At 62.8% G+C, this 14020-nt stretch carries 12 protein-coding genes; 4 read left to right on the top strand and 8 right to left on the bottom strand.

The window, feature by feature from the left end:
* Positions 1-537: 537 nt before the first annotated feature.
* The 4 genes from BRW65_RS14490 to BRW65_RS14505 all read right to left on the bottom strand — a co-directional run bounded on the left by BRW65_RS14490 (position 538) and on the right by BRW65_RS14505 (position 5463).
* Positions 538-1755: a dsDNA nuclease domain-containing protein gene (locus BRW65_RS14490; RefSeq protein WP_084187823.1), complete on the bottom strand. Its 1218-nt coding sequence runs from the start codon at positions 1753-1755 to the stop codon at positions 538-540.
* A 403-nt stretch (positions 1756-2158) separates the two neighbouring features.
* The gene (locus tag BRW65_RS14495) at positions 2159-2842 is read right to left on the bottom strand and encodes a TetR/AcrR family transcriptional regulator (RefSeq protein WP_073875718.1); all 684 of its coding nucleotides are present in this window, start codon (positions 2840-2842) and stop codon (positions 2159-2161) included.
* 486 nt (positions 2843-3328) lie between these two features.
* Positions 3329-3826 (bottom strand): DUF732 domain-containing protein, encoded by a 498-nt coding sequence (locus BRW65_RS14500; protein ID WP_244168091.1) that lies wholly within the window; start codon positions 3824-3826, stop codon positions 3329-3331.
* 191 nt (positions 3827-4017) lie between these two features.
* Positions 4018-5463: a class I adenylate-forming enzyme family protein gene (locus BRW65_RS14505; protein WP_073875720.1), complete on the bottom strand. Its 1446-nt coding sequence runs from the start codon at positions 5461-5463 to the stop codon at positions 4018-4020.
* A gap of 127 nt (positions 5464-5590) precedes the next feature.
* Between BRW65_RS14505 and BRW65_RS14510 the strand changes: the two genes are divergently transcribed.
* The 4 genes from BRW65_RS14510 (at position 5591) to BRW65_RS14525 (ending at position 9176) form a co-directional block, all read left to right on the top strand.
* Positions 5591-6412, top strand: coding sequence for an SDR family NAD(P)-dependent oxidoreductase (locus BRW65_RS14510; RefSeq protein ID WP_073875722.1), 822 nt, complete (start codon positions 5591-5593; stop codon positions 6410-6412).
* Positions 6409-7551 (top strand): acyl-CoA dehydrogenase family protein, encoded by a 1143-nt coding sequence (locus BRW65_RS14515; RefSeq protein ID WP_044486445.1) that lies wholly within the window; start codon positions 6409-6411, stop codon positions 7549-7551. The genes BRW65_RS14510 and BRW65_RS14515 overlap by 4 nt, the downstream gene beginning before the upstream one ends.
* Positions 7548-7991 (top strand): Zn-ribbon domain-containing OB-fold protein, encoded by a 444-nt coding sequence (locus BRW65_RS14520; protein ID WP_073875724.1) that lies wholly within the window; start codon positions 7548-7550, stop codon positions 7989-7991. Before BRW65_RS14515 ends, BRW65_RS14520 begins: the two co-directional genes overlap by 4 nt.
* Positions 7992-8057: 66 nt before the next feature.
* The gene (locus BRW65_RS14525; protein ID WP_073875726.1) at positions 8058-9176 is read left to right on the top strand and encodes a phosphotransferase; all 1119 of its coding nucleotides are present in this window, start codon (positions 8058-8060) and stop codon (positions 9174-9176) included.
* Between the two features lie 94 nt (positions 9177-9270).
* Here BRW65_RS14525 and BRW65_RS14530 read toward each other — a convergent pair whose 3' ends face one another.
* The 4 genes from BRW65_RS14530 to BRW65_RS14545 are packed head-to-tail and all read right to left on the bottom strand — an operon-like array spanning position 9271 to position 14004.
* Positions 9271-10287 (bottom strand): PEP/pyruvate-binding domain-containing protein, encoded by a 1017-nt coding sequence (locus tag BRW65_RS14530; protein ID WP_084187824.1) that lies wholly within the window; start codon positions 10285-10287, stop codon positions 9271-9273.
* A gap of 9 nt (positions 10288-10296) precedes the next feature.
* Positions 10297-10707, bottom strand: coding sequence for a Zn-ribbon domain-containing OB-fold protein (locus BRW65_RS14535; RefSeq protein ID WP_073875728.1), 411 nt, complete (start codon positions 10705-10707; stop codon positions 10297-10299).
* Complete coding sequence (locus BRW65_RS14540) at positions 10704-11840, bottom strand: thiolase C-terminal domain-containing protein (protein ID WP_073875730.1); 1137 nt, start codon at positions 11838-11840, stop codon at positions 10704-10706. The genes BRW65_RS14535 and BRW65_RS14540 overlap by 4 nt, the downstream gene beginning before the upstream one ends.
* A gap of 13 nt (positions 11841-11853) precedes the next feature.
* Positions 11854-14004, bottom strand: coding sequence for an acyl-CoA dehydrogenase (locus tag BRW65_RS14545; protein ID WP_073875732.1), 2151 nt, complete (start codon positions 14002-14004; stop codon positions 11854-11856).
* Positions 14005-14020 lie beyond the last annotated feature (16 nt).

Raw genomic sequence — 14020 nt, forward strand, 5'->3', positions numbered from 1 at the left:
CAGGTAGGTCGTAGAGCAACCTTTTTAGTGTTTCTCCAGTAAGGTCAAGGTGCCTACGTAGCAACTTGATTCGCCCAATTAGGTCATCGAACGCGCCATCATCCTTGAGAACAACCACAAGCGCAGCACCGCTGTCGGTGGTCCGGTAGCCAAGTGCGCTTGTACCTTGCGCTGGTACGACCTCGACAAGCCCCCGACCTACCAGAGATCCGAGTACGGCGAAATAGCTCGGGTCCCAAGGGCCGTAGCGATACCGCATCATTCTCGATTCCAGCGGGCTGTCCTGCAGGTCTAGGCCTTTCCGCACTGATTCACTAATGCCCCGTCTGACCAACAGTGTCGCTAAGTGCGCGGGATACCTCAAGAGGAAGTCCAACTTGGCGAGCTTGACGCGACCCTCAAGAGTGCGCGTACCGGTCGTCTTACGACTGAACTCGTCTATCAGCAGAAGTACTCGCGCTTCGGCTTCTCGCGTTGCGCGGTATCTGTTCTTGCCGAGATCGGCTCTCTGGCCAGGATATACGCTCCCTGGCTCGGTCACGTCATGCCCCAGCCATAGCGACACTGATCAGAGACACCGCACAGATGACCGACTATCAGACGGTGATCCCTTCTGTAAAGGTTGTCGACGTCGAGCGCCGCCGTGTTGGCTGCGTTACTTATCAGGGAGTGATAAATGAATTCAGCGGGCCGCTGGATCGTGCCGGCGGTTGACGCCGCGACCGCAGCAACCGATCCCGCCATCGTTAGCAGTCTTTTATCGAGGGCGTCCTCCGCGACATCTGTAATCACGCCTGAAGCGCGACCTTTGGTCGCGACTACATCCGCATCAGCACGTGCCAGCAGCGCGGACTGAATAGTGCTAGTCGTTGCGCCTGCTCGAGCAAGTTTCAGTTCTAGCACCGACGCCTCGCCGGCGGCCGCACGGGTGAGGAGATCCCCTATGCCGTCAGCGGAGAGCGGCGGGCAGACCGCCCTTAGTTGTGCCGGCAACAACAGCTTCAGTGCTACCGGATCCCAGACCGAACTCTTCACCGGTTCCGATTGAGCCGCGCGAAGTGCTTCCATCATGTTCAGCGGAGGTAGCTCGGCACGCTGCGCCGACTCGGCCACCGACAGGAGGTCCTCGTAGAGATGCTCGACCTCACCCATTGTGAGCGCGGGCCAGAGCGCGCCAATCGTCCGTATCACCACCGCGTCGATAGTCTGACGATGTGGCTGGTGGCAATGAATCGATAAGCGCTCGAGGAAATCGCTGAGTTTCGCGCCGTTTAGCCCAAATTCTCGAATCTTCCTCTTTATCGCTGCCGTGGCTGAAGTCGGGTCGGCAAAGAACGCAGTAGTTTCCCTTTCCTCTGATGGCGGGCCTTCGAGCCAGACCTCGAAGCGAGAAAGGTGCACGATTCCGGCCGCTTCCGCGGCCAGGTACGAAGTTGCCAGGCGGTCTACGGCATGGTGTTTCGCGCAAATCTTGGCCGTACTCCATGACCCTTTGTCGCGGGTCTTCAATTGGGCAAACCGGAAGCCGGTCGTCTCAACAATGGCGAGGTCTTCGAGGTGTTCGCAGACAACTGCAAGCATCGCAGCATCTGTGAGTAGTAGCAGCCAAGCTCGCACGGCGAGCTTGGCTTGCCATTCGAATCGCTGAAAGGTAGCGGTCCCTGTGTCGTCTGCCTGTATGCCGGCGAAGGCGGCGATCTCATCATCCCCCACCGGGGAGTCGACACTTGGTGCAGCCGATTCGCCGGATGTCATGCCCTACCCGCCATGGCTCCCCTCCCTTATCACCGACCATTCCTCTATACAGCAAACCGCCCTAAACCGGCGCCAAGCCCGGAATTTAATGTTCATGTCGAAGTAGTAGGCGACGATGGCCGTCGGTCAGGTCCATGTGAGCGGGACCGGTGCGGCATGCGCCTCTCTTCTTCGGCAGGCGAAGGGCGGGTCCCCGAGCATCAACGATCCGTGCCAGCATTCCCTCGCGCAGTGCTGCGCCGATAAGTTCGCCGTGCGCCGTGGCGCAGAATTCAGACAAATGAGCTCAAGGCAGATACTCAGCCACCGCAAGCAATGGGACATGACCCGTCGGCTCACACGAAGTCAGCGCGGCGATCTGTGGCAGGCATTAGCGGCGAGTGCGGTGAGGGTCATTGGTCCTTCACGCATTGCTTGGCACCGGAGTGTCGGGCGGCTGCACGACGGTCGTCTTCTCGGTTGATCGCCAGAGCCCGCCTTCCAGAAGTTGCTGGACCATGTCGATGACGGTCGACGTCACCTGGTGGCTACGGACATAACCCGCATATAGGCCCACCCCACAAAGCACGACCATCAGCGTCTCGACCAAGGCCGGCGCATCGATATCCGCTGCGACCTCGTGGCGCTCGATCGCGTCATTGACACCGCGCATAAGAAATTCCCGAGTGATCCGTACGGAAGCGTTCTCAACGCTCTTCCATTCCGGATGACGTTGCGATTCAAGTATGGCTGTGATTAGGAATGCCGATCCGGCGGCATTCGTGGAATTCGCTCTGCCCGCCGCGTCGATTAACGCGGTCAGGCGTGCCACAAACGTGTTCTCGCATTCTGCCCGACTAATAACGGCCTCGAGGATAGATTTGTTGGCGGCCCTCAGCACCTCGCGATAAAGCACCCGCTTGCTCGAGAAGTAGTGATTGATGGCCGGTCTGGTCAAGTCAGCGCGTTCAGCGATGGCCTGGAACGTTGCGCCGTCGTAACCGCGTTCGCTGAAGACTGTAAAGGCGGCTTCCATGATCCGCAGCCGCGTCTCATCGGCATTCACGGCGAGCGGGCGTCCTGGCCCTCGCTTCCGTCGTTCTTGCATTTCTAGAGTGTGCCACCAGTCTTCGTGCGGCAAAGCGAATTTGACGCTGTACGTTGACCTTTTGAAGCGCTCAAATCGCACTACTTCTGTCCGAGACCTCACCCGACAACTCTGATTGTCGTCACCTCGATCGCGTCCCGGCCTGTAGTAACCGAAAGCCGATGGTGCGCAGCAGTTTAACTGGCTGCTAACACAGGATATTGTTTCGTGTGCGCGCGGCGAAATTACGCCGATCCTTGGAGGGATATGGCGGAACCACCTTTGAAGCGAATTGCGCACCTAGCGGATCGTTGCGGCGACGTCACTGGTTCGGATGCGGGTGCGTCGCGCTTGATGCGGAAGGTGTTGATCGGTCACCGGAATTAGTACCCCCGGACGGCGGCGATCGAATAGTCACGAAGGACCTTACGATCAAGGTGTCGACCACCCGACGTCACGTCGAGCGCCGGGACAGTCAACCCTCTGACTCAGTACGAGAAGACGGACTCAGTAATAGGTACCGGCCGCGGCTGCGCCGTCCGGCGGTTGGTAGCCAGCCGCCGAGTTCCGCAGCTGCCATATCAGCTCAGGACAAAGCAAGTTGACCGCGTACGAGACCAGATAATTAGCCGCGAACTCGTCGTTGGGGGTGACATCACTCTTGACGTCACCCATGACTTGCCCGTAGCCCTCCCCCCGGCCGACCTTATCGCAAATTCCGTGGCCGTAGCTGAGCGCGTCGTTGTCAGGAAATCCGTAATGCCGCCGCACCACCACGTCGTAGACGTACTCGACCTCGGGTGCGGGAGCGGCATGTACCCGCGGCGGTGGCGTTAACAGAAACCCGCCGACGGAAACTGCGCCGACGATCAAAGCGACTAGCGATTTCCGACTCTTCATGGCTGGCGGCTCGAACCAAATGGCCAGCGTCGCCACAATCAGGCCCATGAGATGTGCCCCTCGGTCCACCTGTTGAGCCGACCAGTTTCGCACGGCGATGGGCATAGATCAAGACGTTAAACTATATAACGGATAAGGTCCAGGGATCTCACGATAGAAGTCGAGCCAGACCAGCCACTAGCTGGGGCTGGTCGGGATTGCCTTCGGCGAAATGCCAACGGGTAGAGCTCCGACGGTTGCGTCTTCGCCAAATCCTCGGGAATGCGACGCCCCCTCCTCCTGGTCCAGCGTGTAACTCACGTTGATGCATCGTGCTGACGCGCAAGATGTGCCGCCCGAAGTGTGGCGCGAACGACCTTGCCGGCACTACTGAGCGGCAGCTCGGCGACCGAATACCAATACTGCGGAATCTTGAAGTCGGCGAGCTTGACCCGGGCGAAGGACCCTAGCTCCTGGGGCCGTGGGGGATGAGCCAAGTCTGTCGGAACTATGAACGCGGCCAAGGTTTCTCCGAGTCGCGGGTCTGGCACGCCCACAACGCCGACCGCGGCAACCGCGGGGTGAGCGCTGAGCACATTCTCGACTTCGAGCGGATAGATGTTTTCCCCACCGCGAACCACCATGTCGTGTCGACGACCGCAAAGACGGAGATAACCGTCGGCATCCATCGCACCCAGATCACCGGTGTGCAACCATCCATCGGCGGCCTGGGCGGAAAGGTGCGCCGCGGCGGCGAACACTTCGCCAATTCCTGCTCGGTCCGGCTCGTCGATTCGCAGACGGAGCCCGCTCACCGGCCGACCGACGCTGTACAGGATCTCGGGATTTTTGACCGCGGCCATTCGATGATCGTCTGGGCTCAGGCTGGTGATCGGGCTGCCCTCGGTTTGGCCGTAGAGACTGACCATGTCGACGTCTGGCAGCACGTCAAGGACCCGTCGCAACGTCTCGACGGTGATCGGCGAAGTCCCATAGATCAATGTCTTAAGCGGAACTGCGTCGAGAAGCCGCTCGCTGAGCAACATCTCGATCATGGTCGGCACGAGCAGGCAGTGGGTGGCCTGGAGTTGCTTGAGGTTGCGCCACCAGTCGAAGGAGAATCTGTTGGTGGGGATAACCGCTGCCCCGGCCGTGAGCGCTACCAGGACGTTGCCCAGTCCCCCGATGTGCTGCAACGGTGAGCCGGTGGCATAGCGATCGTCGGGGCCGATTCCGATCAAGCGGCGTAGCAGCTTGGCGCGGGCGCCGAGCACTCGCTCGGTGAGCGGGACCATTTTGGGAACTCCGGTTGTTCCCGCGGTGTGCAGGTAGATTGCCGTGGGAGCTGGTTCCGGATGCAACGGACGCCTGGACACTGGCAGGGAAGATATTGACACCACCCGTATCCCAACCGCGTCGGCGACCTGCCGAGCCGTCTCGGCGAACGCCGCGTCGGCGAGAAGGACGGGCGAGCGGCTCCGGCGCACCGTTTCGGCCAACTCCGCAGCGGTCTGCCTCGGTCCGAGCGGAGCGAGTGGTCGGTTGGCGGCGGCACCGCCGAACAGCAATGGCAGCGCATCGGCGTTGGTGGTGAGCAACCCAGGGATGGGCTGACCTGGCTGCACGTCGAGATCGACGAGCAGGTCCGCAGCTGTGACGCTCATGCCGATCAGTTCGCGGCCAGTGACGGAACCCGCTGTACCGATGACAACGGGACGTTCATTGCGCTCGTGGACAGCGCAGATTCGGTCCAGCCACTTCATCCGAGCGGGGGAACCGGACTCGTCGGGCGGAAGGCCATCGCGTCGTCTCTCCTAGCCATTTCACCAAAACGAAAAATAGTTTACTGTTTACGTGAAATGTCTCAAGGCTCAAAGGAGGGCCGGCTGCGTGCGGATCATTGTCACCGGCGGAAACAGTGGCGTCGGGAAGGCGACCGCGCACGCAATGGCCGCTGCCGGCCACGACGTGGTCATCGCCTGCCGCTCCTTGACGAAGGCGCACCAAGCCGCGGCGTCGATGCCCGGCGACGTCGCGGTGTGCGAGCTGGATCTGGCCGACCTCACCAGCGTGCGCAAGTTCGCCGACACCGTCGACTACGTCGATGTGTTGGTGAACAATGCCGGTGTGTTGGGCTTGCCGCTGACCCGCACGGCCGACGGCTTCGAGGCTCATATGGGCATCAATCACTTAGGCCATTTCGCGTTGACATGCCTGCTTGGCGGCCGGATCCGCGATCGGGTGGTGGCGGTAGCAAGCACCAATTACAGCACCGCCCGCATGCACTTCGATGACCTCAACTACCACCGTCGCCGCTACAACCCGTGGTCGGCGTACGGGGAGTCCAAGCTGGCGAACCTGTTGTTCGTGCGCGAATTGGTGGCCCGCGGTACGACCGCCTACGCCTCCGATCCCGGCATGACCGACACCGGGATCACCCGCAACGGTTCAGGCGTGTTGCAGTGGGCGGGCCGGGTGCTCTCGCCACATATCGCGCAGAGCCCATCCGACGGCGCCCGCTCGACTATTCAGGCGATTACCACGACGCTGCCCAACGGCACCTACATCGCGCCGCGCGGCTTGATGCATCAGTGGGGAAAGCCGAAGCCCACCAAGCTCAGAGAGAAGGCCCGCGACGCAGACAGCGCACGACGGCTCTGGAATCTCTCTGCGGAATTAACCGGCTGCGAGTGGCAGGACGGCCGTCCATGACTGTCGAGCGCCTGCTGCCGACGCCCGAGGCACGCGAATTAGTCCAGCTAGCTGGTGATGTCGCGGACAAGGTACTCGATCCGATCGTCGACGAGCACGAAAAGAACGAGACCTATCCCGACGGCGTCTTCGCGACGCTGGGTGAGACGGGGCTATTGACATTGCCGCATCCGGAGGAATGGGGTGGCGGCGGACAACCCTACGAGGTGTACCTTCAGGTTCTCGAGGAACTGGCAGCTCGATGGGCCGCAGTCGCTGTGGCTGTCAGTGTCCATGTGCTGTCCTGCCATCCGTTGATTGCGTTCGGCACCGACGAGCAACAACAGCAGTGGCTGCCGACCATGCTGGGTGGTAACACGATCGGCGCCTACAGCTTGTCCGAGCCGCAAGCCGGTTCCGATGCAGCCGCTCTGAACTGCAAGGCCACTGCGACCGACGGCGGTTACCGCGTCAATGGCGCCAAGGCCTGGATCACCCACGGCGGCATAGCTGATTTCTACAACCTATTCGCTCGCACAGGCGAAGGCGGACGGGGTATTTCGTGCTTTCTGGTCGATAAGGGCACCGACGGCCTTACGTTCGGCAAACCCGAGGAGAAGATGGGTCTGCACGCCATCCCGACTACTACGGCACACTACGACGATGCGTTCGTCCCCGAGCAACGTCGGATCGGTGCCGAGGGGCAAGGTCTCCAGATCGCCTTCAGTGCATTGGATTCGGGCCGTCTGGGCATCGCCGCGGTAGCCGTCGGGCTGGCGCAGGCCGCGCTCGACGAAGCGGCTTCTTACGCCCAGCAGCGAACAACGTTCGGCCGCAAGATTATCGATCATCAAGGCTTGGCGTTCCAATTGGCCGACATGGCCGCCGCGGTCGACTCCGCTCGCGCCACGTACCTGGATGCTGCGCGGCGCCGAGACGCGGGACTGCCATACTCCCGCAACGCCTCCGTGGCGAAACTGATCGCCACCGACGCCGCGATGAAGGTCACCACCGACGCCGTCCAAGTCTTCGGCGGCTACGGATACACCAGGGATTACCGTGTCGAGCGCTACATGCGCGAAGCCAAGATCACCCAGATCTTCGAGGGCACGAACCAGATTCAGCGGCTGGTCATCGGTCGATCGTTGGTCGGATCGTGACCTATCAACGCCCCCAGTTGCGTTTGGCACCTAGTCCGACCGCCGAGTCGCGGCCGTTCTGGACGGGCGGGCGTAACGGCGAGCTGCTGATCAGCCGGTGCCACGATTGCGGCCACTTCTTCCATCCGCCCGGGCCGTCCTGCTGGCGCTGCAGAAGCACTCACGTTGCGCCGGAACGCGTTTCGGGGCGAGTCACCGTGGCGGCGTATACAGTCAACCGCCAGAATTGGATTCCCGGTTACGAACCGCCATACATCGTGGCGATGGTCGAGCTTGCGGAGGAGCCCGATACACGGCTGATTTCGAACGTGGTCGACGTTGCCCCAGACGAGATCAGCGTCGGGATGGCCGTCGAAGTTTTTTTCGAAGACTGGACCGCGTTGTCGGGCGAGGAAGAAAGCCGGGTGTGGTTGCCGTTGTTTCGGCCGGTCAAAAACTGATCACGTCCCTGGGCCAGATGCTGCTAATGTGACAGTCAACTGTCAAACCGTCGATGAGGACGTGAGATGACCAGCCAAGCCTTGCCCGTCACGCTGCGCTCGCCCGCGGACCTGACACCAGCCGTTCTGACCTCGCTGCTGCGTCGCCACCGGCCCGCGGTGACGGTCACCGACGTGCGGGTCCGGACCGCCTGGCAAGGGACCACCTCACACATCCACCTCGACGTGGACTACGCCGATGACGACACCGGCTTACCTTCAAAGCTTTTCGTCAAGACACAACTTGGCACGGTGCACGATCTTCCCGCCGCGGTCGACGAGTCGCTATCGGAGGGCGGCGGCGGGACGGTTATGTTGGATGACGAGACGAAGTTCTATCGCAATCTTCGTGACGATCTCGACGTCGAGACCATGACGACCTACTTCGCTGAACATCTCGACGGACCGTCACAGTTCTTGGTGATCGGCGAAGACATCACGATGCGCGGAGCGCGGGTGCCCGACGCGGAGGCCGGTCTGCCCGTCGAGCAGGTCGACGAGCTGCTGGCGACGTTGAGCCGTGTGCACGCCGCGTTCTGGGCGAATCCGAGGCTCGATGGGCGCGGCGACCTGGCGTGGCTGCAGCATCCCGTCACCGGAGGGTTCGCAGAATTCCTGCGCACCAATGGATTCGCGATTATCCGTGCGTTCATCGACATTCCCTATAAGCGGGAGCTTCTCAACGCAACCGGCGCCGACATGGACAGTATGGAGGCAGCGTTCTGGACCCTGCAGGATCGCGTGGCTCACGATCCGATCACGCTGTTGCACGGGGACCCGCACCCGCGCAACACATATGTTCTCCCCGACGGCCGAGTGGGGCTACTGGACTGGCAGTTGGTGCGGCGGGGCTCGTGGTCCCACGACGTCGGATACGCATTGATCGGCGCGCTGCCGCCTGCTTCGCGTCGCGAGCACGAGCGTGAACTGCTCGACAACTACCGCGGGCGACTGCTCGATGCCGGCGTCTCGTCCGTGCCGGATCGCGAGCAGATGTGGACCGCCTATCGGCAGAGTCCGGCGTGGGGGTTTTGCATGTGGGCCATTACGCCCGATCAGATGTATTCCGTCGAGATCGTGCGTGCTGTGCTTGGCCGCTTCGCCGAGGCCTATTCGGATCTCGGCACCGGCAAGTTGTTGAGCTGAGGAACAGCACCAACTTCCTTGGTCGTCGGCCACGTCGGCCGGTCACCGGTGCAGTGGCGCAAGACATTTGGCGCGCAATCCTCGAAGTTCGGCCCTATCGGTTGTTCCAGACGGTCTCCGGCCTGGCCTGCAGCAGGTGAACCTCGCCGTCGGCGTCCACGGCCCACTCAACATCCACGGCGTACCCGGCGTTCTGCTCGATTTGTAGGGCGAGGCGTGCGACCTTGAGCAGCGTGTCGTCATCGATGCTGGGTGCATCACCCTCGCCGGGGGCGAGATGGACAATTCTGACCGCCCCGTTTTCGTACCGATGAGCGCGAGTCTGGCGCGCAATCTTTCGCTTGCGCACGCACATGCGGGCCTTGTCGACCCAGGCGCTATCGGATTCCACGTCGCCATTGACCACGCCTTCACCCAGGCCTAGGGCCGACGCGACAAAGATCTGGCCACGGTCTCCCGTCACCGGCTCCAACGTCATCGTCACGCCCGCTGCGACTGCCGGCACCATTCGCTGAACAACGACCGCCATCGCCACGTCAACGGAAGCCACGTTGAACCGCCGGCGATACGCGATCGCCCGCGGTGTGTAAAGACTCGCCCAACAACGCACAACGGCCTCGAGCAGCGCGGGCGCACCCTCGATCCACAGATAGGTATCTTGCTGACCGGCAAACGACGCCTCGGCCGTGTCTTCGGCAATCGCGCTGGACCGCACCGCTACCGGCCCGCCACCCATCTGGGCGTAAGCCTCCACAACTTGGACAGCGAGGCTCTCCGGCAGGGTGACTTGGTCGAACAGCGTCATGGTTGCCGCCGACCGGTCCCGGTCGGTGCCCGTTGTCGCCAGTGATTCCGCGATGCGTGGCGCGACTCCTGCGGCGGCAACTGCCTCGCGGTAGGCGCTCACAGTGACGACAAACCCTGGCGGAACCGACAAACCTTGCTTGGTCAGCGCCCCGAGGCCGGTAGCCTTGCCACCGACCTCGTGACTCAGCTCCGGACTGCACCGATGCAGCGGAAGAACATGCGTCGCCATGTGTTCCGGCCGGTGCGCACCTTCTGCCGAACCCCGGCGGTCAACCGCGCCGACGGGCTTTTGATCAGTTGTCATCGCGGGCGCCTACTTGATCACGAATTCCGGTATGCGATAACCGGTGTCACCGAGGTCGACGATACGCATCTGCACCCGCTGCCCGATTCGCACGTCGGCTGGATCCGCGTCGATGACCGCGTTGATCCGCAAGCCCGGCTGCTCCACCAGTTCGACGAGCCCGACGACATACGGGGGCACCCGACCGGGAACGAGGGCCTGGCGCACGACGATGTAGCTGAAAATTGTGCCGTCCCCGCTGACTTCCTCGAAGTGCACGGGGCCACCGGTGTACCGGCTGCGCTCCAACGGCGGATGGATCCATTTCCCAGTGTCGTCGCAGCGGCACAACATCAACGAACCGTTCTTCAGACCCTCCCAGTAGGGCGCCGAATCGGGGTCAGGCACCGGAATCGGTGCCACCAGAGCTGGACTCGTCATGGCTTCTCCCTGCTGTAGACGTTGGCGCCGCCGAATGGCCCTCCACCGGCAGTGACCAGCGCGAGCTGGGCATCGTCGACCTGACGCACGCCGGCGGCGTGGCGGAGTTGCAGTGCAGCCTCGTAATGGTGGTTGAGGCCGTGAATGTAGCCCTCGGACAGCAGCCCCCCGTGCGGGTTGACCACTACGTCTCCGCCGTAGGTGGCGCGCCCGGTCGAGAAGAACTTGCCGACTTCGCCTTTCTCGCAAAAGCCGAAGCCCTCCATGGTGGCCATCACCGTGTACGTGAAGCAGTCGTACATGCAGGCCACATCCATGTCCGACGGACTCAGGCCTGTCTTTTCCCAGACCTTGGGACCCGCTGAGCGGGAGTACATCTCGGTGGGGTCGTCCCACTCGCTCCAACCGGCGCCGCCCTGCGAATTCGACGATCCGACCAGCCACATCGGGGGCTGCTTGGTGTTGCGGGCGATGTCCTCCCCGACAATCAGCACCGCCACCGCACCGTCAACCTCGGATGTGCAATCCAGTACCCGGAACGGCTCGTTGATCCAGCGGGCGGCCAGATAGTCATCCATGGTCAGCGGTTCGCGTCGCAGGGCGTGCTCGTTGGGCCCTGCGTGGCGTCGTTGAGTGATCGCGATCTGACCGAGATCCTCACTGGTTGAGCCGAACTCGTGCTGGTGCCGACGAGCCCACATGGCGAACCATTGCGGCGGCACCATGAAACCGGAGGCTGTGTCGAACTGGTCGTGGTGCTGGACCCGCATGGGTCCCTCGATGTGACCGAACCGATAGCCGGAGCGTCCGTTTAGCGACCGATACACCAACACGGCCTTGCACATACCGGCCTCGATGACCGCGGCAGCAGTGGCGATTTGGTCAGCCACGAGATTGCCGCCGCCATACATTGCGTTGGCCCAAGCTAATTCGTCGATGCCCAGCGCCCAGCCGACGTAGATCGGCTGTTCGGAGTCGTTGGCCATGAAAGTGCAGATACCGTCGACATCGGCCGTCGTGAGTCCGGCATCGGCGATGGCGTCGCGGCAGGCAGCCACGGCCATGCCGCGGGTCGTGCGGCCGGAGTTGCGGGAATACTCGGTACGGCCGATCCCGACAACGGCACAAACCATATGTCTCTCCGATCTACTTAGGTGCCGGGTCGCGCGGCAGGCCCAGAATGCGTTCGGCGACCAGGTTTCTCACAATTTCCGACGTGCCGCCCGCGATCGTCAGGCACCGGCTGAACAGATAGTCGTGTACGACGTCGGGTTCCTCTCCGACCAGGATGGCCCGGTCGGCAATTCGCAGCGCCAACTCTGCCACCCGCTGAGCGTGCTCGGCTCCGAACAATTTGGCTATGTTGCCTTCGACTCCGGGTCCGGCGTCGAAGACGGCTCGGGCGGCCTGTCGCAGATTCAGGGTGGCCAAGGTGTAGGACTCGATCAGCAACGCACCGACCTCGCGGGCGATGCCAGTGTCGCCGGGCCGGTGGCGGGCCAGCAGATCGATCAAAGCGCCGGCGGTCATGGTGACCGAGCCGCCGCCGATCGACACGCGTTCGTTGCCGAAGGCAGCCATCGCTACACTCCACCCGTCGTTGACACCGCCGACCACATCACGAGCGGGCACGAAAACGTCGTCGAAGAAGACTTCGTTGAATAGCGTCTCGCCGGTGATCTCGGTGAGCGGGCGAATGCGCACGGCCGGGTCGGCGAGGTCGATGATCATCGCCGTGATGCCTTTGTGCTTGCGCACGTTCGGATCGGTGCGCACGGTGGCCAGACCGCGTTGGCAGTTCACCGCATCACTGGTCCACACCTTCTGACCGTTGACCACCCAGCCACCGTCGACCCGCCTGGCCTTGGTAGCAACCGCCGCGGCGTCCGAGCCGGCGCCAGGCTCGCTGAACAGCTGGCACCACCGCAGGTCGCCCTCCAGGCTCGGCCAGATCAGTCGCTCGACTTGTTCAGGGCTACCGTGTTGCAGCAGCGTTGGGACCACCCATTCACCGAGGCCGAGACTGGGTTTATCCAAACCGTCCAGGGTGTCCTCGATGATGAGCTGCTCTACGCTGTCGGCGGCCCGGCCGTACGGAGTGGGCCAATGTGGTTGAAGGTAACCGCTGCGCGCCCAGAGCCTTTGGTGATCGTCGGCGTCGGCCGCCTCCAGTTCTGACCGGAAATCCAGTGCGGCCTGGCGATACTGTTCGGCGCCCTCGGGCAGGTCTACCGATTGGCGTCGGCGAACGCCGTCGCGTTGCAGCGCGATGACTTTGTCCCGCAACGCATCCTGGTCGCCGGCGAAGGTTTGCAGGACGGTAGCCCGTCTGATGTAGAGGTGAGCGTGGTGCTCCCAGGTGTACCCGATGCCGCCATGCACCTGCACGTTCTGCAAGGCCACCCGCTGATAAGCGGTCAACGCATGTCCGGCCGCCATGGTCGCGGCCAGCTCGGCCTCCGCACCATCGGCACGAGCCGCGTCCCAGGTAGCGGCGACTGCGAGTTCGGTGTCGACCAGCATGTTCGCGCAATGATGTTTGACTGCTTGAAACGAGCCGATAGGTCTGCCGAACTGCTCGCGGCCGGCGGCGTAAGCCGTCGCCATCTCGGTGCACGCGCTCAACCCGCCAACTGCCTCGGCCGCGGCCAGCAGTCGAAGGATCCGCGTCGCCGTCCCAGCCGCGCCCGGGAGGATCTCGAGTACCGGTGCCGAGTTCAGGCCGAGTACCACCACCGGGGCCAGCAGCCGATCTACCGATTCGATAGTCCGAACGCTGACGCCCTCACCGGCTGCCAGCAGCACCAGGTCGTCACCGGCGGGAAGCAGAAACAGGTCCGCACCTGACTCGGCCAGTGCCGGTACCGCTGCGGCAGTGACCGCCGAATCGCGAACGACAGCACCGCCGTCGGTGCCGATCCCTGTGATCACGTCACCGGACACCAGCCGCGGCAACCACCGTTGCCGCTGCCCGTCCGTCCCGGCTTCAGCGATCACCGCAGACACTGCGACCGTGGGCAGGAAGGGTCCGGCCATCGCCGCGCGGCCCAGTTGCTCCAACACGATCGTCAGTTCAGGCAGACCGTAACCCTGGCCGTCGAATCGTTCGTCGATATGCAGGCCGAGCCAGCCGGTGGAGACCATCTCTTTCCAGAGTCCGTCGGTGGACCACCAGCGGTCGCTCTTGTCACGGTCGAGCAGGATCCGGCGGGCGCCCGCGGTGCCGGCACGCCCGGCGACCATTGCGGCCGCTACTTTGGCGAGGGCGCGATGATCTTCGGTGATCGCCAATGGCATCAGCGGCTCTCCAATC

Source organism: Mycobacterium paraffinicum, assembly GCF_001907675.1.
GTDB classification, from domain to species: domain Bacteria; phylum Actinomycetota; class Actinomycetes; order Mycobacteriales; family Mycobacteriaceae; genus Mycobacterium; species Mycobacterium paraffinicum_A.